Below are 21,018 nucleotides of genomic sequence, written 5' to 3' on the forward strand. Positions count from 1 at the left end.
ATTCGCAAAAAGCGCCGAAATGCGTATCACCGCGTTGACATCTGACCGCCCAGCTAATGTTCTAGCGCTGCAACACCCGGTAGTGTTTTGCCTTCCATCCATTCCAGAAACGCCCCACCGGCGGTTGAGATGTAGGAAAAATCATGCGCCGCACCCGAGGCGTTCAGGGCGGCAACCGTATCGCCTCCTCCAGCGACCGAGACCAGTTGACCGGACCGGGTCAGCGCTGCTGCCTTCAGGGCAGCCGCGTTGGTGGCGGTGTCAAATGGCTCCAACTCGAACGCGCCCAGCGGGCCGTTCCAGATCAGGGTATGGCTTTGCGCAAAGACTTCGGTGATCTCGGCAACGCTTTCAGGACCCGCGTCCAGGATCATGCTGTTATCGGGACACTGATCCGAAGGCAGTACTTGATGCGGGGCGTTGGCCTCGAATTTCTCTGCCACTACGATGTCCCGCGGTAAAACGATCTTGCATCCCGTTTTGTCCGCTTTGGTCAGAATATCTGCGGCCGTATCTTTCATTGCGGTCTCAGCCAGCGACTTGCCGACGTTGATGTCCTTGGCAACCAGAAAGGTGTTTGCCATGCCCCCGCCGATCACCAGATAGTCGACCTTGTCGATCAGGTTGCCCAGCAGTTCCAGTTTGGTTGAAACCTTGGCGCCACCAACCACCGCCGTCACAGGACGTTTTGGGGCACCCAGCGCGCCTTCCAGCGCTTCCAGCTCGGCTTGCATCAGACGGCCTGCACAAGAAGGCAGCAGGCGCGCAATGGCTTCGGTTGAGCTGTGGGCGCGGTGGGCGGCCGAGAAGGCGTCGTTGCAGTAGATATCACCCAGCCGGGCCATGCCAGCAGCAAGATCAGGATCGTTTTTCGTCTCGGCTGCGTGAAAGCGGGTGTTTTCCAGCAGCAAGACCTGCCCCGGTTGCAGCGCTTCGGCTGCCAGTTCCGCTTCGGAGCCGACACAATCAGCGGCAAACAGAACTTGAGCTTCGAAGGCATTTTCAAGTGTGGGCACAAGCTGCTTCAGGGACAGGCTCTCGCGCCGCTCACCTCCCGGACGTCCGAAATGGGCCAGCAGGATCGGCTTGCCGCCTGCCGCAAGAATATAGCGCACCGTTGGCACGATGCGTTGAACGCGGGTGGCATCCGTCACAGTCCCATCCACAACAGGCACATTGATGTCGACGCGCACCAGCACGCGTTTGCCGTTCAGGTCCATATCGTCCAGTGTTTTCCAGCCCATCGCGCGATCCTCGTGTGTTGAAACGGATTTAGGCGGTTCTTTTCCTGCATTTTGCCCTCAGGTCAATGCGTCACTTGGCATTCGCGCGCCCGGCGAATAGGTAATTGCCCAAGATAAAACGACAGGAGGGCCAAATGGCCGAGATCAAAGATCCCGAAAACACAATCATCGTCGAGCTGAGCGGCGGCAATGTCATCATCGAGCTGCTGTCCGATGTGGCACCACAGCACAGCGCGCGGATGAAAGAGCTGGCGCGTGCGGGCGAGTACGACAACGTAGCTTTTCACCGTGTGATCGACGGGTTCATGGCGCAGACCGGTGACGTACAGCACGGCGACATGGAAGACGGGTTCAATCTGCGGATGGCAGGTACCGGCGGATCGTCACTGCCAAACGTTCCGGCCGAGTTCTCGAAGCTGCCGCATGACCGGGGCACATTGGGCGCCGCGCGCTCGCAAAACCCGGATTCTGCCAATTCGCAGTTCTTTATCAACTTCAAAGACAATCACTTCCTGAATGGGCAGTACACTGTTTATGGCCGTGTGATCGACGGGATGGAGCATGTGGATGCCATCGTAAAGGGTGAGCCGCCAGCGAACCCAGATCGTATGATCAGCGTCAAGGTGGCCGCAGATGCATAAGCTGGCCACTGTTTTTGCCCTGCTGGCCAGCCCCGCGCTGGCCACGGGTTTAAAGATTGAGGTCGAGGGCGAGGGTGCCAACGGCACGATCACAATCGATCTATTTGATGACGTCGCCCCGAAACATGTTGAGCAAATCTCGGCGTTGGCAACTGAAGGCCAGTATGATGGCGTCGTCTTTCACCGTGTGATCGAAGGCTTCATGGCCCAGACAGGCGATGTGGAATTCGGCAACAAGTCCGCCGAAAACTTTGATATTCGCAACGCAGGTCGCGGCGGGTCTGCACGTGCGGATTTACCGGCCGAGTTCTCGGACACCACCTTTGATCGGGGCATCGTGGGCATGGCAAGGTCACAAGATCCCAATAGCGCCAATTCGCAGTTCTTCATCATGTTCGAACCAGGCCCGTTCTTGGACGGTCAGTACACGGTTGTTGGTCAGGTCACCGACGGCATGGACGTCGTTGATGCGATCAAACGTGGCGAAGGTCAGAACGGCGCCGTTGTCGGTCAGCCGGATGTGATGAAAAAAGTCACCGTCACAGAGTAAATCTCTAGAACCCGGCGCCATTTGTAGCGCCGGGTTCTGATTTGTCCGTCTATTTGATGGCCGCCGTCCGCTTCGGTAACAATTGATCTGGCACAAGCCAGCCATGCCGCCCGAAGCCGAGCGTCAGTTCACCTTCTCTGATGTCTGCGGCTCTGATCTGGACACGCTGTTCTTGATCCGCGCCAGCAATCCGTTTTCGTTAATGTAGCGCTGATAGGCGCGGTAGGACGGTGCTTGCGACAGGCAACGTTCCTCGTGCCATGCGCGCAGAAAATAGATGACATTTACACCCAACAGAGCGATGCAATTGGCCACGCCTGCCCAGAAATCCACCGCGATGAAGGGGATCGAGACCAGCCACCAACTGATGTTCTTGCTGATGTAAGATGGATGCTTGCTGATGTTATAGGGAAAATCACAGGCGAGGCCCCGATACGTGAGGTTCGAAAACCGCAGACCCATACGGGCGGCTGTCAGACAGTACATCCCCAGAAAGAACAGGATTGTGCTGCCCCATATCGTGTAGGCAACCGGGTAATTCCACAGCCATGCGCCCCAAGCGAAATCGTCCTGAACATAGTTGAAATAGTCTCGGGACAGGACCTGCCAGAACGGGGAATAGCAGATTATGCAGACCAGCCACCCTCCGATAGTGGTTTCAGTCCAGCGGATGTGGGAAATCAAAAGGCGCGTGGCCGTCGCATATCCTATGACGACGACCGTCAGGTCCAGGAAGAAAGAAAACCTGAAAAGATGTTCGTAAACTTCCGGGAACCCCGAGGCGTTCCAAAGTGATCTGGATTGAAAAAACGTCCAGTCATAAACCAGATAGCAGAACATCAGTGGCAGAAAGAACCCTTTGACGCCGAGGCCCAGCAGATAGACTTTCAATCCGCGTGCATCGGTAGATTGGCGGCCCATGGTCAGGACGACCCGCCCCAGATGCCACATCCCGTCGCGCGGGTGACGCATCATGAAATGAACAGATGTCACTACGGCCAGAACGACAGCCAGGATAAGCCCCCAATAGTCCGCCAGTAGTGAGAAGAACGGCGTGTACCAATCGCCCCGGTACAGGTCAGCCGACCAATAAAACAGCGCCAACAGGGCAGCACTTGTGATCAATCCGACCAGCTTGACCTGAAAATCCCGAATATAGGTGGGGTCAGAAAAATTCTGCGATCTGTAGACCAGACCGCTGCCCGGTAATCTATGCAGTTTGGCAAAGTAGAATTCGGACAACGCCATCAGCCCGAAGACAGACAGGGCAAACAATACGGTTTGGTCCCGGTCCGAAACACTCGGCATATCTGGCCACAGGTAGTGAAGAACCGGAATACTGATCACAGCGATCAAACCGGTTGTCGCCGGAATCGCTGATGCGGGACGTTTGAAACCGGGGCGGGACTTCATGAATTCGAACTCGTATACATGCGGCTGGATTTTCGCGGCTTTTTACTGGAATTCAACCGGCCAATTCAGCCGTGTTGGAATCGTGCGCAATGTGTGACCTGCGAATTCTAACGTCAAAGCCCTTTGCTGCGCACGGGCAGGCCAAGTTAACGCACTGTAAACAAGTTCAAAGACGCAACCGATATGGTTGCGTCTTTGAGTAACCAATTTACTCGTCTGGCGACATGACTTTCCAGATCATCGCGCCCAGCGCACCACCAATCAGCGGAGCGACCCAGAACAGCCAAAGCTGAGACAGGGCAGGGCCATCGGCAAAAAGCGCCACGCCTGTCGACCGCGCCGGGTTGACCGAGGTGTTTGTCACCGGAATCGACACCAGATGGATCAGGGTTAGACCAAGTCCGATGGCGATCGGGGCGAACCCGGCTGGTGCCTTGTCTGATGTTGCGCCCAGAATGATGAGAATGAAGAACGCGGTCATCACGATCTCGATCACCAGCGCGGACATCATCGAATAGCCTTCGGGCGATGCGTCCCCATACCCGTTTGAGGCAAAACTGCCGACCCCGATAAAGTCTGGTGCACCGCTCACGATCAGGTACAGAACCGCCGCTGCTGCCATAGAGCCAAATACCTGCGCCGCCCAGTAGGGGACCAGATCCTTGGCTGGAAACCGTCCACCGATCATCAGGCCGAGGCTGACCGCCGGGTTGAAATGACCGCCCGAGATGTGACCGACTGTGTATGCCATAGTCAAAACCGTCAGGCCGAAGGCGAGGGACACACCCAGCCATCCGATCCCCACGTCTGCTACACCCGCTGCAAGTACCGCACTGCCACAGCCCCCAAGGACCAACCAGAAAGTGCCGAAAAACTCGGCCATGAGTTTGGAAGACATGAAAACTCCTAGGTCAAAACAATCTTATGAAATTGTACAACAAAACGTACCTTTTGTCAGATTGGCGCGAACGGGGAATTTCGGTTGATGTTTTGTCACAAGCCAGTTGGCCTGAATATCGGTAACGGTCACTGGCTGATCGCCCTTTGCGAGGCAGGCATAATTTTGCAATTTCTGCCCGGCGTGAGACCTAAACCCAGGTGATGGGATCAAGGTGAAACAGTTTTTCCAATTGCTCGTAAATTTCCGGGATCTCTTTTTTCAAAGCCTGCGGTTTCTCAAAAAACACTTCAACTGCAACAGCAAAGAACTCTTCATGCCCCTCGGCACCATAGGGGTCGATTACGCTTGGCTGCCCGGCCTCAACGGCGCACACATGGGCGTTGTAGGCTGTCAGAAAGGTGCTTTCCCATTCATCAAAGCTCTGACCTGCGCTTAGGACTGGGACGCCATTGGTGCTGCCAGAGAGATCGTCTATTTGATGCGCAAACTCATGAAAGACCACATTCTGGCCGTCGTGTTCATTCAGCGCGCCCTGCTGGCTGTGTTCCCAGGACAGGATCACAGGGCCGCGATTCCAGCTTTCGCCGGTCCGCACGACTTCTTTTTCGGTCACGACATACCCGCTGTGTTTGGTTTGCCGCGATTTGAAGGCATTGGGGTAGATCAGAATGGTCGTCAGGCTATCGTACCACATGTCATTATTGGCGACGAGAAGACTGGCCTGCGCGGCAATTGACAACTGCATTTCTTCTGTGACCTCAAGGCCATCACAGCCAAAGAATGTCACCTGATCCAGAAACAGGTTCACCTTGCCATCCAGCTTGGCGCGCAGCTCCGACGGCAATCGTCGTACAATCGGAACGTGGCTTTCAATGAGGTTGCTTTGATGCGTCGTCAGCGGCGCAGCCAGCAGCGACTTACGCGCCTGCGACTTCGACCATTGGCGAAAGATCAAGACCCCTGCGATCAGCGCGACAATTGTAAGGAAAATCAACATGGGGGAATTCTATCTGTCTCAGGTCGAACTTGGAACTCTGATCATACATCGACCTGCTCTTGGCAGGTTACCCCAAAAAGAAACGCCGCAGGCTGACCTACGGCGTCTGAATTTCTGTTCTATTTGCGGAACTTACTGTTTGACTTCCGCCGCCGGGTTGGCACCTGGCTTCGAGCTGCGGCCTGGGTTCAGCGGGTCATCCTGACGCTGGACTGAACCTTCAAAGTGCGCGCCGCTTTCGATCGCGATCGTCTTGTGGATGATGTCGCCTTCCACGCGAGCGGTGGAAGTCAGGCGCACCTTCAAGCCACGTACGCGGCCCACGATGCGGCCGTTTACAACAACGTCATCAGCGGTGACTTCGCCTTTGATGGTCGCTGTTTCGCCGATTGTCAGCAGGTGGGCGCGGATATCGCCTTCGACCGTGCCCTCAACCTGAATGTCGCCGGTTGTCTTGAGGTTGCCTGTGATGTGCAGGTCAGAAGACAAAACCGACGCGGGTGGCTTGGGCTTGGGCGCGGTGCTGGCCTTCGGTTCTGCCGGTGCTGGTGCCGCCGGAGTTGCCGGGGCAGCCGGTTTTGTTGCCTCAGCCTCTTTGGATCCGGGCTCGTTGATTTTGCTCTTAGAAAACATTTCTCGCAGCCTTGATGTAAGTCATTGGGTTTACGGGCTTTCCGTTCACGCGCACCTCATAGTGAAGATGCGTGCCGGTCGACCGTCCGGTGCTACCCATATCAGCAATATGATCCCCGCGCGAGACCCTTTGGCCGACCTTTACGTTGATCTTGGTGTTATGAGCGTAAAGTGTCTCAATTCCAAAGGCGTGCCTGATCTTGACCAGCCGCCCGAAGCCCGATTGCCAGCCTGCATGAGACACCACACCATCTGCCGTCGCGAAGATATCGGTGCCCTGCGCGCCGGCGAAATCCGCGCCGTTATGCATGCGCCGTCCACCGGTTTTGGGATCGCGGCGCGTGCCATATCCGCTGGTAAAGCGAACGGCGGCGCGAACGGGGCTGGCAAAAGGCGCTTTTTCTGCTGCGATACGATAGAGGTTCAGCTGATCCATCTGCTGCAGCAGCGTGTTTGCGCGGATCTCATCTGCGGACAGCTCTTCTCCGCGTGTGCTGAACGTTAAAGGGGTTAACGGACCGCCAATACCGCTGTATCCGCGTCGAACCTCTTCGATAATACGATCAGTGGGCATGCCAGCCTGCCGGAACATCTTGTCCAGCGGTTCGACCGAGATAACCATGGCTTCTTCCAACTGACGGAAAATTTCGTCACTGCGTTCCTGCATCAGTTGGATTTCAAGCTCTAGATCGTCGCGTTGATCCAAAGCGTTCTGCGCATTCGCAGCGATCTGATCCCGCTCTTCAGCGGTGCGCGCCAGCGCTTCGGTCATGAATTCCATCTGAGCGGGGTTGGCGACGGCGGCCTTATACATGTCCGTGCCGTCAGCTTCCTGCTGCAATTCGGCCAGTTCCGTGCGAACTGCTTCGCGCTGCTTCATTGTTGCGCGCAACGTGGTCTGGATCACTTCAATTCCGGTTTCCAGCTCGCGACGGCGGTTTTCCGATGCCAGAAGTTCTGATTGCATCGCCGAGATCTGTTCCAGCGCAGCGTTAAACCGATCCTGTGCCGCCAGCGCCTCATGCGCACGCGAGTCACGTTCGGTCGACAACACGTTAAGGCGCTCCTGATAGGTCGCCTGATCCCGTTTCGCCTGTTCGCGGAAATTGCCTGACCCGATACTGTCCATCAGCAGGATCGCTGTCGCGACGGTTGTCCAGCCCACGATCACAGCGACACCAGCCACCGCGAAAAACTGAGTTTCCGAGCTAAGACGGATAAACCGCGTGTCCTGATCCGATTTCAGAAACACGCGACGTTCCGGAAATTGCCGTTCAAGAAGTGAGTGTAGTTTTATTGCCAGACGTGTTCTCACGCGCCTCACCTTTCATCCCCAAGATCGGGACCGGTCATGAGTGGATCGCCGCCCCTTGGGCGGACTGCATAAAGGGGCTGCTGCGTTCGGGCAAGTTTGTTGACCAATATGTGGCTGAGAACAGGCAATTCCCGTGCGTCATCGGCGGGAATTTGCCGAAATTAACCTAAAAAGGATCAATTTGAGACTGATCCGGGCGCGGGCATATCTTCGGTCAGCGGCCAGTAGAAATCGGGGGGCAGACCGGCTTCGGCGCGTTTCTCTTCGTTGAAGGGTGGTTTCAGTTGCCCGTGAAAGTAGCGGCGGACCAGTTGATGAAACACATCTTTCGGGTCCAGGTTTTCGCGCCCGCACAGGAAATGGAACCATTTCGACCCATAGGCAACATGCCCGACCTCTTCGGCGTAGATCACTTCCAAAGCGGCAATCGCTTGTTCGGCCTTTGCCTTGCGGAAGATGTCGATCATTCCGGGTGTGACGTCCAGCCCACGGGCCTCGAGCACCATAGGCACAACGGCAAGCCGTCCCATCAGATCTTCGGCGGTGTCTTCGGCGGCGCGCCACATACCGGCATGGGCGGGCAGGGCACCATAGTAACTGCCCATCTGATCCAGGCAATCGCACACCATCTCAAAATGGCGCGATTCCTCTGCGGCGCATTTGACCCAGTCGTCATAGAACCCGATGGGCATCGGTACATGGCCAAAGCGGGCGATGATATCCCAATGCAAGTCGACAGCATTCAGCTCGATATGTGCCACTGCATGCAGCAGCGCGATGCGCCCGGCGTCGGTGCCGGGGCGGCGTCTCGGGACATCGCGCGGGGACAGCAGTTCAGGTTTGTCGGGGCGAGCCGGGTTCAACGGCGGTTCTGCAGTGCCGATCTCAATCTCTGGGGCCTGGCCTTTGCGGGACGCAAGCCAGACGGCAGCATGGCGTTTGGACAGGGCGGTCTTGGCCCGCCCGTCCGCGGTTGTTAGCACTTCGGTCGCCATCTCGGTCAATGTTAAGGGCACGGGTTCGCTCCGCCTGTCTTCGGTTGGTTGCGGCATAAGCCGGATGGCGACGCAGGTCGAGGGCGTTACGGCGCCTTTACGGCGTCAAGCACCGCATCCACATGGCCCGGCACTTTCACCTTGCGCCAGACATTTGCGATGCGGCCTTCGCCATTGATCACAAAGGTCGACCGTTCGATCCCCATCGACTTGCGGCCATACATGTTCTTTTCGACCCACACACCATAATCCTCGCAGACGGTCGAGTTCTCGTCCGACAGCAGCGGCGTGGTCAGCCCGTGTTTGGCGACGAATTTGTCATGCTTGGTTACGCTGTCGCGCGAGATGCCGAAGACCTGAGCACCTGCATCGGCAAAGGCTTGAAGTTGCTCTGAGAAACCGATGGATTCCTTGGTGCAGCCCGGCGTATCATCACGGGGATAGAAAAACAAAACGACGGTACCGCCGCGCAGGTCCGATAAGGTCACTTCGCCGCCGCCGTCGCGGGGCAGTGTGAAATCGGGGGCGATGTCTGAGACGTCGGGCATTGGAAACTCCGCTAAAGAATCTTATAGGCTGCCCGGTATCATAGGGCGGCACGGGCAGGTTGAAAGGCGTGGATACCAAATTGGCGCAGCAGGAACATGACGGGGGCGAACAGCCGGGTAAACCCCCGCGCCGTCGGTCACGCCGTCGCACTGCCGGGATCTGGACCATGCGCGGGGTGCTGCTGCTGGTTTTTCTGGCGCTGTTCACGGGGTTCATGGTCATTGGCCATCGCATGCATGCGCCTGCGTGGTTGCGGGACCGGGTCGAAGCGCGGTTGGAACAAACTCTTGGTGGCCTGCAGATCCGGTTCGGCGATGTCAGCTTTGTCATTCATGAGGGGTGGCGGCCCCGCCTGAGGTTGACGGATGTCAGCATCAGTGACGCGGCAGGGCAGCAGATTGCGCAAGTGTCCGATATGCGGGCCAGCCTTGCCATGCGCCCGTTGCTGCGCGGTCATGTCAGGCCCAAACGCATTATCCTTAGTGGGGCACAGGTCGCCCTGACGCGCGGAAAAGACGGCGCGCTGACGCTGACCGTCGGCGCAGGAAGTACGCCGGTGCGAGAAGCGCCAAACCTGGCGCAGCTGATCGAGGCTTCTGATCAGGCCTTTCTGTCCGAGAATCTGTCCGCGCTGACATCCGTGGAACTGGATGCGATTACCCTGGACTATCGCGACCTTCGGCTGGAACGGTCGTGGGTTCTGGATGGCGGGCATATACTGGTAACCCGCAGCGCCAGTGAAATGCGGCTGGCGACAGGGTTTTCCGTTTTGGCGGGCCGCGACTATGTCAGTACGATCGAGGCGAATTACACCAGCGTTCTGGGGTCACCTGCTGCGCGGTTTGGGATTTCGATCACAGATCTGCCGGCCGAAGATGTTGCCGGTCAAAGCCCTGCGTTCGGCTGGTTGCAGGTCCTGCGAACGCCGATTTCGGGCGCGTTGCGCGGCAGTATTGATGGCGAAGGCGCCCTCGGGCCACTATTTGCCACGTTGAATTTGGGCGCAGGCGCTGTCCAGCCCAACCCGGAAACCCGCCCGGTTCCCTTTGAATCCGCACGCACATATTTCACCTATGATCCGCGTCGGCAGGCGCTTGATTTTAACGATGTATCGGTAGAATCCGCGTGGGGATCAGTGCAGGCCGAAGGCACCGCGTTCTTGGCAGGGGTCGAGGATGGCATCCTGGACAGTTTGGCAGCCCAACTGCGTCTGACAGGCATCAACGTAAACCCGGCGAACCTGTTTCCCGAGGCACTGGAGCTGTCGCAGGCAGATCTCGATTTCAAGATGAAGTTCGCGCCCTTTCAGCTGCATCTTGGGCAGATGACCGTCTACGATACAGATCACACGGCCCGCGCCTCGGGCAATCTGACCGGGCGGCCCGACGGTTGGGCTGTTCAGCTGGATGCCCATCTGGATGGCATGTCATCGGAACGGGTTCTGGGCTATTGGCCCGAGCGCCTGGCGCCTAAACCACGCGAATGGGTTACGGAAAACCTATACGAGGGCGACCTTTCGGACATGGATTTCGCCTTGCGGCTAGAGCCCGGGAATAAACCGGATATCTATCTGGATTTCGGGTTTGAAAAGGCCAAAGTCCGATTTGCCAAAACGCTGCCACCGATCATTGGGGCGCAGGGACAGGCCAGCCTGATCAATGGCAGGTTTACAGCAACAGCTGAAAGTGGCGTGGTGCAGGCAGATCAGGGTGGTGGTGTAGATGCGTCGGGAACATCTTTTATTATTCCAGACACGGATATCAAAAAATCCGCACCAGCCATTGCGCGGATCAGGGCAACGGGCAGCGTAACGGCGGCATTGTCGTTGCTGGATCGGCCGCCACTGGAATTGCTGAGCAAGGCCAATTTGCCGGTCGATCTGGCTGATGGCTCGGTGTCGTTGGCCGGAACATTGTCACTGCCAATGAAAAAGGGTTTGAAATTCCAGGACACTGAATTCCATTTCGACGGCGATCTGGGAAATCTGAGCAGCGACCGATTGGTGCCTGGGTTTTTGGTCAGCGCCGACATGCTGAACCTTAGCGGAGACCAGACAGGTGTTCAGGTCGAAGGCGAAGGGTTGTTCGAAGGTGTTCCCATCCAGGCGCTATGGCGGCAACCCATCGACGGAGAGACCGCGCAGCGCAGCGCGCTGACCGGGCAGATCGAACTGTCGCCGCGGTTGATGCAGGCGATCAACTCAGGTTTGCCGCAGGATATGCTGACGGGGCAGGGCGCCGCGGATATCACCTTGGGGATTGGTGCTGGTGAACCGCCTAAACTCTCTGCGTCCTCAGACCTGGAGGGGGTCGTACTTGCCATTCCAGAGTTGGGGTGGCGCAAGGCTGCTGGCAGCAAAGGGAATCTGACGGCCGAGGCGACACTGGGACAGCAGCTAAGTGTGGATTCTTTGCGATTGGATGCCGCGGGTCTGCGAACGGCTGCGTCCATCTCGTTTCGGGGGGATGGGGGCTTTGATCGCGCCCGCTTCAGCTCGTTCGAGGTCGGCGATTGGTTGGCCGTTCCGGCAGAACTGGTGGGGCGCGGTGCAGCGCCGCCGGATATTCGGGTTCTGGGCGGCGTTGTAAATCTGGGCCGTGCAACATTCGGTGAAAGCAGCGGGTCCGGAAACGGCTCGACAGCCGCTGGGCCAAAATTGGATGTGAACCTGGATCGGCTGCAAGTCACTGAAACAGTTGCCTTAACCCGGTTCAAAGGTGTGTTTGCGACCACCGGAGGTATCAACGGTGGATTCACGGCACAGGTCAACGGCGGGGCTTCTGTGCGTGGACAAGTTATTCCACGCGGTGGTCGCAGCGCAGTCAATCTTACGTCCGAGAACGCAGGCGCTGTTCTGCGGTCTGCCGGTCTTCTGACACAGGCTCGGGGCGGTGGTCTTGATCTGCAGCTGGAGCCTGTAGGTGCGCCCGGCAGCTATGATGTGATCCTTAAGATCATCAACACGCGCATTCAGGATGCGCCAGCCATGGCTGCATTGCTCAATGCCATCAGCCTGATCGGGTTGCTGGATGAGATGGCAGGGCAGGGCATATTCTTCTCGACAATCGAAAGCCGGATGCGGCTTACCCCGACGGAAATCAAAGTACTGAGCGGCAGCGCTGTTGGCCCCTCCATGGGTTTGTCTTTTGACGGCACCATCGATCCCGTCGCAGGGATGTTGAATTTGCGCGGTGCAATCTCTCCGATCTATCTGGTGAATGCGATTGGCAGCGTATTCACGCGCAAAGGTGAGGGTGTGATCGGTTTCAACTATACGCTGACCGGACCACTGGATTCACCACAAGTTTCCGTAAATCCCTTGTCCGGTCTCGCCCCATTGTTTCTGCGTAATCTGTTGCGCGCGCCAGCCCCGACTGTCTCGGACGGTCCCAATGCGCAGCCGCAAAAGCCGGACAAACCACGGCGTACTTTTGGATCCCCGTCCAGGGACAACTGACCGGGGATGGCCGAATCTTTTTCGGCCTTGTATGGCGCACCCATGAAACTCAGCGATTTCGATTTCAACCTTCCCGAAGACCTGATTGCGACGCGACCAGCCAGCCCGCGTTCTGCTGCGCGCCTTCTGGTGGCGCATGGGGATGCGATTGCAGATCGTCACGTGTTTGATCTGCCTGAATGGCTGCAACCCGGCGACCGGTTGGTGCTGAACGACACCCGGGTGATCCCAGCGCGTCTTAGCGGGCGGCGCCATCGGGATAGCGCGCAGGGTGCTGTTTCTGCGGCGATCGAGGCGACTTTGCTGGACCCTCAGGCAGATGGCACCTGGTCCGCCCTGATCAAACCTTTGAAAAAGGTAAAACTGGGTGAAGAGATCGTATTTTCGGATCACCTCAGCGCAACGTTGGAGCAGATCAATGACGGGCAGGCCTATCTGCGCTTCAACCTGACAGGTGATGATTTCGACGCCGCGCTGGAACAAGCAGGGGCTATGCCACTGCCACCATACATCGCCGCGAAACGCCCTGCGGACGAGAAAGACAAGACGGACTACCAGACGATCTGGGCGCGGAATTCCGGGGCGGTCGCCGCGCCAACCGCGTCGCTGCATTTTGATGACTCACTTATGGGCGCTTTGGCAGAGCGCGGCGTGACGTTCAGCCATGTCACCCTGCATGTCGGAGCGGGGACGTTTTTACCGGTCAAGGTCGAGGACGTGACCACACATAAAATGCATGCGGAATGGGGACGTGTCAGTGCAGCCGCAGCCGAAGAAATCCGCGCGACCAAAGCGGCCGGGGGACGGGTCATCCCGGTTGGCACAACGGCCCTGCGCCTGATCGAAAGTGCAGCGCGCGGTGGCGTGATCGAAGATTGGGAAGGCGAAACGGACATCTTTATCTATCCGGGCTTCAAGTTCGCTGTGACTGACGCTTTGATGACCAATTTTCACCTGCCGAAATCCACTTTACTGATGCTGGTCTCGGCCCTGATGGGGCAAGAGAGGATGCAGTCGGTCTATGCCCATGCGATCAATCAGAACTATCGCTTCTTTTCCTATGGGGATGCGTCGCTTTTGATCCCCTGAAGGGCGTGTTCACGGGATCGAGACATCGCAATGTCGTAGACAAGCGCGATCAAAGCGATTTTTGATCGCATAACGATTCCAATACTCAGGTTGATTTAGTTCGGAGGCCCCAATGCTTCAGGTCCTTTCCAGCGCGTGGGCGCTATTGCTCGGTATGGGGCTGCTTATGGTCGGGAACGGCCTGCAGGGTACCCTGTTGGGTGTGCGCGGAGACATTGAAGGGTTCTCGACGCTAGAGATGTCGTTTGTGATGTCCGCCTACTTTGTTGGCTTTCTGGGGGGGTCGCGCCTGGCCCCCGAGATGATACGACGGGTAGGCCATGTGCGTGTATTCGCCGCTTTAGCCTCGTTCATTTCCGCCGTCATGATTATGTACCCCATGCTCACGGACCCGATTGCATGGTCGCTGGGCCGCGTCGTGATCGGGTTTTGTTTTTCAGGAGTGTATGTCACAGCAGAGAGCTGGCTGAACAACGCGGCGAGTAACGAAAATCGTGGTCAGGCCCTGTCACTATACATGATCGTGCAGATGACCGGCGTTGTTACCGCGCAGGCGCTGTTGCTTGTGGGTGACCCGGCAGGGTATGAAACCTTTGTAATTGCATCCATTCTTGTGTCTGTATCGTTCGCGCCCATCTTGCTCTCGATCTCACCAACGCCGGCCTTTGATACAACCAAACCAATGACACTGCGCAAGCTGATGGAAACGTCGCCGCTGGGTTGTGTTGGCATGTTCCTGCTGGGTGGAGTGTTTTCGGCCCAGTTCGGGATGAGCGCTGTTTACGGAGCACAGGCAGGGCTGTCGCTGATCGAGATTTCGTCTTTTGTGGCGGCTTTCTACATTGGCGCTGTTCTACTGCAATTTCCCCTGGGATGGGTATCAGACAAGGTTGATCGACGTATTTTGATCCTTCTGGTGTCAGCGGTTGGAGGGGGCGGTGCATTGATCGGCATGATGTTCGGCACCACTTTCACAACCTTGTTGTCTGCGGCTTTTATCATCGGCGGCATGACAAGCCCGCTGTATTCACTGTTGGTTGCCTACACAAACGACTATCTGGAATATGATGATATGTCGGCGGCCTCTGGTGGGTTGGTCTTTATCAACGGTCTTGGTGCGATTGCCGGGCCAGTGATCACAGGGTGGTTGATGGGTAGTGGGGTTATCGGGCCACCGGGATTTTTCCTGTTTATTGCTACCTTGATGTTTGCGATGGCAGTATATGCGCTCTACCGGATGACACAGCGTGCCTACGTGCCTGTTGATGAAACCGGAGCCATCGCCCCGATCTACCCAACCTCGTCGCCGATCGCGATGGAGGTCGCGCAAGAGGTTGTCATCGAAGCCGCGCAGGAAGAGCAGGACGCGCAGGATACCGCCTAGGACACGAAAATATGTCGTAAGTGTTGCAATATGTTACTGTAACACTTCTGTAAAACCGACTTAAATGACGTTACGTCCCTGGGGAGGGCAAAAGACGGAGTTTAAGGCAATGGTTGGGCCTGAAGACGTATTGAGTTTTTGGTTAGACAAGGTTGGTCCCAAGGGGTGGTATCTGCCGGATGACGCGCTGGACGCTGAAATCCGTGACCGTTTCCAAGAGACCTGGAAGGCAGCGAATGAGGGCAAGTTTTCGCTCTGGCTGACCTATCCAAGCGGGGCTTTGGCATACATCATTTTGATGGATCAGTTCCCGCGAAACATGTTCCGCGGAGAGGCTAGGGCCTTTGCGTCGGATCGTGCGGCGCTGACGGCGGCAAAATGTGCGGTCGACAGGGGCTGGGATCTCAAAATCGATGAACCGGCACGGCAGTTCTTTTATCTGCCGATGATGCATTCCGAGAATTTGTGTGATCAGGAACGCTGCGTACGACTGATGTGCCAGAACCTGAGCAGTGATGACCCGAGCAACCTTCTGCACGCCCGGGCGCATCGAGAAGTGATCCGCAAGTTCGGCCGCTTCCCGTATCGCAACGAAGCCCTGTCTCGCCCAACGACCGAGCCAGAGGCGGCCTATGTGAACATGGGTGGATACGGCACGACGGTTCGCGAATTGCAAGCCGCAGGTTAACTTTCCGGCACGCATCCACGAATGTCTTTGATCCTGTCGGCCACTGCGTCGGCCGACAGATCTATCGCCTGTTCGATCAGTGTCTCTGGCGACTCGGCCATTTCCGAGAACCGGGCTTGCGTGGATTGAAGTTTGCTTTCCACTGCGTTCAATTTGTCCAGGACATCCGCAATTCGTGTTGCAGTCGCGCTGTCGAGTGTGCCCCCGTCCACTGGAATCGCTGCCAGATCGCTCCGCAGGGCGGCCAGCTCACCGCGAATTCCCTGAGCCTCGTCCCGCAGCGGCGTGACGATCTTCAGGTTCTCGGAAAAGCTTGTGGTGACGTTGTCCACCGAAGAGGCCAGCTTCCATCCCAGAAACAGGCATAGGGCAACCAGTATTAGTGTGGCGTTCAGCAGGGCGAGCACTAAATCTTTGAGCGTCTTGGCCATGGTAAGCCTTTCGAATAACTTGTGAAAAGGAAAGTCCAAGGAGCGTTCGTTCATCTTTTCTAGCCTTTGTAACGTCCCGGGTATAGGTTGAAAGCCGCACAACCTGAACATGCCGATCTTGCGTCGCATATGTCGCGCAGGCAGCGTGTTGATGCGTCGCGAAATTTGGTTTAATGGTAAACTAAATTTGAACCGACCTGCGCCGAGAGGGACATATGGCTGCACAATCTTTTGATCTGATCGTAATCGGCGCTGGTCCTGGCGGCTATGTGGCTGCAATCCGCGCCGCTCAACTTGGGCTGAAAACAGCCGTAGTCGAACGCGAACATCTGGGGGGCATCTGCCTGAACTGGGGATGCATTCCGACCAAGGCGCTTTTGCGTTCGTCCGAGGTGTTCCACCTGATGGAACGTGCCAAGGACTTTGGTCTTAAGGCGGATAAGGTCGGGTACGATCTGGACGCGGTGGTAAAGCGGTCACGCGGCGTCGCCGGGCAACTGTCCGGCGGTATCGGGCACTTGCTGAAGAAAAACAAAGTAACCGTGGTGATGGGAGAGGCAACGATCCCGGCCAAAGGCAAAGTCAGTGTCAAAACCGACAAAGGTACTGAAGACCTGACTGCCAAGAACATCGTTCTGGCCACCGGTGCGCGGGCGCGTGAGCTTCCGGGTCTTGAGGCCGATGGCGATCTGGTTTGGACCTATAAGCACGCGCTTCAGCCGCCTCGAATGCCGAAGAAGCTGTTGGTGATCGGTTCGGGCGCCATCGGTATCGAATTCGCCAGCTTCTATAATACGCTTGGCGCCGACACGACTGTGGTCGAAGTCATGGACCGGGTGCTGCCGGTTGAAGATGCTGAGATCAGCGGGCTCGCCAAGAAAGCGTTTACCAAGCAAGGCATGACCATCATGGAAAAGGCGATGGTCAAGCAGCTTGATCGCGCCAAGGGCAAGGTAACCGCGCATATCGAGGTGAAAGGCAAGGTCGAGAAACACGACTTTGACACCGTGATTTCTGCAGTTGGGATTGTCGGCAACGTTGAAGGCCTTGGGCTCGAGGCTTTGGGCGTCAAGATCGACCGCACGCATGTGGTGACAGATGAATTCTGCCGCACGGGCGTCGATGGTCTTTATGCTATCGGCGACATCGCCGGAGCACCTTGGTTGGCGCACAAAGCCAGCCATGAAGGCGTTATGGTCGCAGACCTGATCGCCGGAAAGCATGCGCATCCGGTGAAACCCGAGAGCATTGCCGGCTGCACGTATTGCCAGCCACAAGTGGCATCAGTGGGTTACAGCGAAGCAAAAGCAAAGGAACTGGGCTATGATATCAAGGTCGGTCGCTTCCCGTTCATCGGCAACGGCAAGGCGATTGCCCTTGGTGAACCCGAAGGTTTGATCAAGACTGTATTTGATGCAAAAACCGGGGAGCTTCTGGGTGCCCACATGATCGGCGCTGAGGTGACCGAGCTGATTCAGGGGTATGTCGTCGGACGTCAGTTGGAGACAACGGAAGAGGATCTGATGAACACCGTCTTCCCGCATCCAACATTGTCGGAAATGATGCATGAAAGCGTTCTGGATGCCTATGGCCGTGTGATCCATATGTAAATCTGCTGAAACGCAATCAAAAAAGGCACCGCCAATCTGGCGGTGCCTTTTTTGATGTTTATTTGGTCAACGCATCCAGAATACGCGCCCATGAGCGGATACCCTTGTGGAAGCTTTTGACGTCATATTTTTCGTTCGGCGAATGGATGGCGTCATCATCATTGGCATATCCAACCAACATGGAATCGAGCCCGAGCTCGGTGTTGAAGTAACCAACCACAGGAATTGATCCGCCCATGCCGGTAAACACGGCTTCGCGGTTCCATTCATCCGACAATGCGCCGCGCGCGGCCTCGAATTCAGGACGATCCAGGTTCATGACCGAGGCAGGTGCGCCTTCCAGATCGTTGTCCCAAACAACTTTGGCATCCGTGGACAAACGGTCTTCGACATGTTTGCGGATTTTGTCGCGCAGCGCGTCGGGATCCATATCACCGACGAGACGGCACGTTACTTTGCAGTGGGCCTCTGACGGGATGACGGTTTTCGATCCGGCACCGTTATAGCCGCCCCACAAGCCGTTCACCTCAAGGGTCGGGCGTGCCCATTGTTGCTCCAGTGTTGAATACTTCTTTTCACCATGGGGTTGGCTGTACCCGACCGAGTTCAGATACTCTGCCTCATCAAATCCGCAGCTTTGCCATTGGCGCAGCTGTTCGTCAGACACCTCATGAACACCTTCATAGAAGCCCTCCACCGCGACGCGCCCGGTTTCGTCATCGTAAAAAGAGGCAACGATTTTCGAAAGTTCGCGCAACGGGTTTAGGCCCGGGCCACCGTAGTGACCGGAATGCAGGTCGATCCGGGGGCCAACAATGGTGAATTCATCCTTCAGCATCCCACGCAGTTGAGATGCAATCGAAGGCACGCCGCGCGACACCATCGAGGTGTCGCAAACCAGCGCCAGGTCTGCCTTCAGCTCAGCCGCGTTTTCACGGAGGAAAGGAACCAGCGAAGGGGAACCCGATTCCTCTTCACCCTCGAAGAAGAAGGTGATGCGACAGGGCAGGGACCCGTGAACCGCTTTCCAGGCACGGCAGGCTTCGACAAATGTCATCAGCTGCCCTTTGTCATCTGACGAACCACGCCCCCGAATAACCGGGCCATGGTCTGTGTCTTCGATGGCGGGATCAAACGGCTCGCGGTTCCACAGCTCCAACGGGTCCACCGGCTGCACGTCGTAGTGGCCGTAAAACAGGACATGCGGCCCGTCGCTTCCCTCACCAACATGCCCGACAACCATCGGATGACCGGGTGTTTCTCGTTTCTCGGCTGAAATGCCGATGCTTTGCAGGTCTGCAACCAGCCAATCAGCGGCCTGACTGACCTGTTCGTTAAAGGCGGGGTCGGTTGAGATGGACGGAATGCGCAGCAGCTCCATCAAGCGGTCGATCGAAGTTTGCAGATCTGCATCGATCTGGTTCAGCACGGCGTCTAGCGACATGGGTGGCTCCTGCTTTTGGGTGTTTTCAGGCGCGAACCTATCAGCGCTATCGCCGCCGTCCAGTGCGGTTAAGGCGGAAATTGGTCTAATATCGGAAACTTGCCGATCCCGGATAGTTTGCCTGCGTCGTTTCCTCGCGTCTGAAGGACGTAACTTTACTTGTCGGAGCAAGCGCAAACTTATATTTGATGCAAATCAAAGTTGGGTTCACTGGTTCGGCTGTAGGCAGTTAGGTCAGAGGAACGCAAAAACCGCGAAAACAGTGTATACTGTGCATTGTGGTAGAATACATTGTCCGGGGTCGGAATGATCGCCAGGCATTCAAGGAGGGTCCGTTGGACTATACTGCTCAGCTCGATTCAGCGATTGCCAGGCTGCATGACGAAGGACGCTACCGGACCTTCATCGACATCGAACGTCGCAACGGACATTTTCCGCACGCGGTGCGCACGCGCCCGGATGGGTCACATCAGAACATCACTGTCTGGTGCGGCAATGATTATCTCGGCATGGGTCAACACCCTGTTGTTCTGGATGCGATGCACGAGGCCGTTGATGCGGCCGGGGCAGGGTCCGGCGGCACGCGCAATATCTCGGGCACCACCGTCTTTCACAAACGGCTTGAGGCGGAACTGGCCGACCTGCACGGGAAAGAAGCGGCGCTGCTGTTCACCAGCGCGTATATTGCCAATGACGCCACGCTGAGCACGCTGCCAAAGCTGTTTCCTGGCCTGATCATTTATTCCGACGCGTTGAACCATGCCTCGATGATCGAAGGCGTGCGCCGCAATGGTGGGGACAAGCGTATCTTCCGCCATAACGACGTCGCTCATCTGCGTGAACTGCTTGAGGCTGACGATCCCGCCACGCCCAAGCTGATCGCATTTGAATCTGTTTACTCGATGGATGGCGATTTCGGTCCGATCGAAGAAATCTGCGATCTTGCCGATGAATTCGGCGCGCTGACTTACATCGATGAAGTTCACGCCGTTGGCATGTACGGCCCGCGCGGCGGTGGCGTGACCGAACGTGACCGACTGGCCCACCGTATCGACATCATCAACGGGACGCTCGCCAAAGCGTATGGCGTCATGGGTGGCTATATCGCGGCAAGCGCCAAGATGTGTGACGCTGTACGCTCTTATGCGCCGGGCTTCATCTTTACGACATCCTTGCCACCCGCTGTCGCAGCTGGGGCAGCGGCTTCGGTCGCCTATCTGAAACGTGCGCTCGAGTTGCGCGAGCAGCATCAAACACAAGCCAGCATCCTCAAGCTGCGGCTCAAAGGGCTGGGGATGCCGCTGATCGATCACGGCAGTCACATCGTACCGGTGATTGTTGGCAACCCGGTGCACACCAAAAAGCTCAGCGATATGCTGCTGGACGATCATGGCATCTATGTGCAGCCGATCAATTTCCCGACTGTCCCGCGCGGAACCGAGCGTCTGCGCTTTACCCCGTCTCCGGTGCATGGACCTGACGAAATGAACCGTCTGGTGCACGCGATGGACGAACTTTGGTCACATTGTGCGCTAAATCGCGCCGAACTTGCCGGATAACCTAACGCCAAAGTGTGCAACTAGTTTGTCGCGTGTTAAGATTACGCTAACAAAAGTAGCGGACGAATCGTTATGGGGACGATTCGCTGCGAGCGCGATACACGCGGCGGGCAGAATG

The 21,018-nt window shown here is 56.9% G+C and carries 18 protein-coding genes; 8 read left to right on the plus strand and 10 right to left on the minus strand.

The features are described from left to right. Window positions 1-53: 53 nt before the first annotated feature. A complete protein-coding gene (gene pgk, locus D9K61_RS08705) occupies window positions 54-1,244 on the minus strand; it encodes a phosphoglycerate kinase (RefSeq protein ID WP_120632850.1) in 1,191 nt (396 codons plus the stop codon). Between the two features lie 134 nt (window positions 1,245-1,378). On the opposite strand from pgk, the gene D9K61_RS08710 reads away from it, so the two are divergent. Both D9K61_RS08710 and D9K61_RS08715 read left to right on the plus strand, forming a co-directional pair. Next, window positions 1,379-1,885, plus strand: coding sequence for a peptidylprolyl isomerase (locus tag D9K61_RS08710; RefSeq protein ID WP_120632851.1), 507 nt, complete (start codon window positions 1,379-1,381; stop codon window positions 1,883-1,885). Continuing rightward, on the plus strand, window positions 1,878-2,435 hold the full coding sequence (locus D9K61_RS08715) for a peptidylprolyl isomerase (RefSeq protein WP_120632852.1): 558 nt from the start codon (window positions 1,878-1,880) through the stop codon (window positions 2,433-2,435). Before D9K61_RS08710 ends, D9K61_RS08715 begins: the two co-directional genes overlap by 8 nt. 123 nt (window positions 2,436-2,558) lie before the next feature. On the opposite strand, the gene D9K61_RS08720 is transcribed toward D9K61_RS08715, so the two are convergent. The 7 genes from D9K61_RS08720 to D9K61_RS08755 all read right to left on the minus strand — a co-directional run bounded on the left by D9K61_RS08720 (window position 2,559) and on the right by D9K61_RS08755 (window position 9,237). Further along, a complete protein-coding gene (locus D9K61_RS08720) occupies window positions 2,559-3,848 on the minus strand; it encodes an isoprenylcysteine carboxyl methyltransferase (RefSeq protein WP_120632853.1) in 1,290 nt (429 codons plus the stop codon). Between the two features lie 208 nt (window positions 3,849-4,056). Then, a complete protein-coding gene (gene aqpZ / locus D9K61_RS08725; RefSeq protein WP_120632854.1) occupies window positions 4,057-4,746 on the minus strand; it encodes an aquaporin Z in 690 nt (229 codons plus the stop codon). A gap of 190 nt (window positions 4,747-4,936) precedes the next feature. Further along, window positions 4,937-5,746 (minus strand): zinc-dependent peptidase, encoded by an 810-nt coding sequence (locus D9K61_RS08730; protein WP_120632855.1) that lies wholly within the window; start codon window positions 5,744-5,746, stop codon window positions 4,937-4,939. Window positions 5,747-5,878: 132 nt separating this feature from the next. Then, the gene (locus D9K61_RS08735; RefSeq protein WP_120632856.1) at window positions 5,879-6,379 is read right to left on the minus strand and encodes a polymer-forming cytoskeletal protein; all 501 of its coding nucleotides are present in this window, start codon (window positions 6,377-6,379) and stop codon (window positions 5,879-5,881) included. Beyond that, complete coding sequence (locus tag D9K61_RS08740; protein ID WP_120632857.1) at window positions 6,369-7,694, minus strand: M23 family metallopeptidase; 1,326 nt, start codon at window positions 7,692-7,694, stop codon at window positions 6,369-6,371. Before D9K61_RS08740 ends, D9K61_RS08735 begins: the two co-directional genes overlap by 11 nt. 176 nt (window positions 7,695-7,870) lie before the next feature. Then, window positions 7,871-8,689, minus strand: a complete 819-nt coding sequence (locus D9K61_RS08750) for a ferritin-like domain-containing protein (RefSeq protein ID WP_371688468.1) — start codon at window positions 8,687-8,689, stop codon at window positions 7,871-7,873. 86 nt (window positions 8,690-8,775) lie between these two features. Further along, window positions 8,776-9,237: a peroxiredoxin gene (locus D9K61_RS08755; RefSeq protein ID WP_120632860.1), complete on the minus strand. Its 462-nt coding sequence runs from the start codon at window positions 9,235-9,237 to the stop codon at window positions 8,776-8,778. Window positions 9,238-9,305: 68 nt separating this feature from the next. Here D9K61_RS08755 and D9K61_RS08760 point away from each other — a divergent pair, with 68 nt between their 5' ends. From D9K61_RS08760 to D9K61_RS08775, 4 genes are all read left to right on the plus strand, one after another. Then, on the plus strand, window positions 9,306-12,695 hold the full coding sequence (locus D9K61_RS08760) for a DUF3971 domain-containing protein (protein WP_254055726.1): 3,390 nt from the start codon (window positions 9,306-9,308) through the stop codon (window positions 12,693-12,695). Between the two features lie 42 nt (window positions 12,696-12,737). Beyond that, window positions 12,738-13,784, plus strand: coding sequence for a tRNA preQ1(34) S-adenosylmethionine ribosyltransferase-isomerase QueA (gene queA / locus D9K61_RS08765; RefSeq protein WP_120632928.1), 1,047 nt, complete (start codon window positions 12,738-12,740; stop codon window positions 13,782-13,784). Window positions 13,785-13,896: 112 nt separating this feature from the next. Further along, the gene (locus D9K61_RS08770) at window positions 13,897-15,168 is read left to right on the plus strand and encodes an MFS transporter (RefSeq protein WP_120632862.1); all 1,272 of its coding nucleotides are present in this window, start codon (window positions 13,897-13,899) and stop codon (window positions 15,166-15,168) included. 109 nt (window positions 15,169-15,277) lie between these two features. Beyond that, window positions 15,278-15,856 (plus strand): DUF924 family protein, encoded by a 579-nt coding sequence (locus D9K61_RS08775; protein ID WP_120632863.1) that lies wholly within the window; start codon window positions 15,278-15,280, stop codon window positions 15,854-15,856. On the opposite strand, the gene D9K61_RS08780 is transcribed toward D9K61_RS08775, so the two are convergent. Further along, a complete protein-coding gene (locus D9K61_RS08780) occupies window positions 15,853-16,341 on the minus strand; it encodes a hypothetical protein (RefSeq protein WP_254055727.1) in 489 nt (162 codons plus the stop codon). The two genes, D9K61_RS08775 and D9K61_RS08780, sit on opposite strands and share 4 nt — an antisense overlap. Window positions 16,342-16,502: 161 nt before the next feature. On the opposite strand from D9K61_RS08780, the gene lpdA reads away from it, so the two are divergent. Further along, window positions 16,503-17,897 (plus strand): dihydrolipoyl dehydrogenase, encoded by a 1,395-nt coding sequence (gene lpdA, locus D9K61_RS08785; RefSeq protein WP_120632864.1) that lies wholly within the window; start codon window positions 16,503-16,505, stop codon window positions 17,895-17,897. A 58-nt stretch (window positions 17,898-17,955) separates the two neighbouring features. On the opposite strand, the gene D9K61_RS08790 is transcribed toward lpdA, so the two are convergent. After that, window positions 17,956-19,341 (minus strand): M20/M25/M40 family metallo-hydrolase, encoded by a 1,386-nt coding sequence (locus D9K61_RS08790; RefSeq protein WP_120632865.1) that lies wholly within the window; start codon window positions 19,339-19,341, stop codon window positions 17,956-17,958. Window positions 19,342-19,676: 335 nt separating this feature from the next. On the opposite strand from D9K61_RS08790, the gene hemA reads away from it, so the two are divergent. Continuing rightward, entirely contained in the window at window positions 19,677-20,900 is a 1,224-nt protein-coding gene (gene hemA, locus D9K61_RS08795) for a 5-aminolevulinate synthase (protein ID WP_120632930.1), read from the plus strand. The last annotated feature ends 118 nt before the right edge of the window (window positions 20,901-21,018 follow it).

Origin of the sequence: Ruegeria sp. EL01 (genome assembly GCF_900313035.1) — a bacterium.
Lineage (GTDB): Bacteria > Pseudomonadota > Alphaproteobacteria > Rhodobacterales > Rhodobacteraceae > Ruegeria.

What these genes read in the sequence shown, in the direction of transcription:
- D9K61_RS08735 (WP_120632856.1), bottom strand. Translation starts at nt 6,379, where the DNA reads ATGTTTTCTAAGAGCAAAATCAACGAGCCCGGATCCAAAGAGGCTGAG.
- aqpZ (WP_120632854.1), bottom strand. Translation starts at nt 4,746, where the DNA reads ATGTCTTCCAAACTCATGGCCGAGTTTTTCGGCACTTTCTGGTTGGTC.
- D9K61_RS08720 (WP_120632853.1), bottom strand. Translation starts at nt 3,848, where the DNA reads ATGAAGTCCCGCCCCGGTTTCAAACGTCCCGCATCAGCGATTCCGGCG.
- queA (WP_120632928.1), top strand. Translation starts at nt 12,738, where the DNA reads ATGAAACTCAGCGATTTCGATTTCAACCTTCCCGAAGACCTGATTGCG.
- D9K61_RS08750 (WP_371688468.1), bottom strand. Translation starts at nt 8,689, where the DNA reads ATGGCGACCGAAGTGCTAACAACCGCGGACGGGCGGGCCAAGACCGCC.
- D9K61_RS08775 (WP_120632863.1), top strand. Translation starts at nt 15,278, where the DNA reads ATGGTTGGGCCTGAAGACGTATTGAGTTTTTGGTTAGACAAGGTTGGT.
- pgk (WP_120632850.1), bottom strand. Translation starts at nt 1,244, where the DNA reads ATGGGCTGGAAAACACTGGACGATATGGACCTGAACGGCAAACGCGTG.
- lpdA (WP_120632864.1), top strand. Translation starts at nt 16,503, where the DNA reads ATGGCTGCACAATCTTTTGATCTGATCGTAATCGGCGCTGGTCCTGGC.
- D9K61_RS08730 (WP_120632855.1), bottom strand. Translation starts at nt 5,746, where the DNA reads ATGTTGATTTTCCTTACAATTGTCGCGCTGATCGCAGGGGTCTTGATC.
- D9K61_RS08780 (WP_254055727.1), bottom strand. Translation starts at nt 16,341, where the DNA reads ATGAACGAACGCTCCTTGGACTTTCCTTTTCACAAGTTATTCGAAAGG.
- D9K61_RS08715 (WP_120632852.1), top strand. Translation starts at nt 1,878, where the DNA reads ATGCATAAGCTGGCCACTGTTTTTGCCCTGCTGGCCAGCCCCGCGCTG.
- D9K61_RS08755 (WP_120632860.1), bottom strand. Translation starts at nt 9,237, where the DNA reads ATGCCCGACGTCTCAGACATCGCCCCCGATTTCACACTGCCCCGCGAC.
- D9K61_RS08790 (WP_120632865.1), bottom strand. Translation starts at nt 19,341, where the DNA reads ATGTCGCTAGACGCCGTGCTGAACCAGATCGATGCAGATCTGCAAACT.
- D9K61_RS08770 (WP_120632862.1), top strand. Translation starts at nt 13,897, where the DNA reads ATGCTTCAGGTCCTTTCCAGCGCGTGGGCGCTATTGCTCGGTATGGGG.
- D9K61_RS08710 (WP_120632851.1), top strand. Translation starts at nt 1,379, where the DNA reads ATGGCCGAGATCAAAGATCCCGAAAACACAATCATCGTCGAGCTGAGC.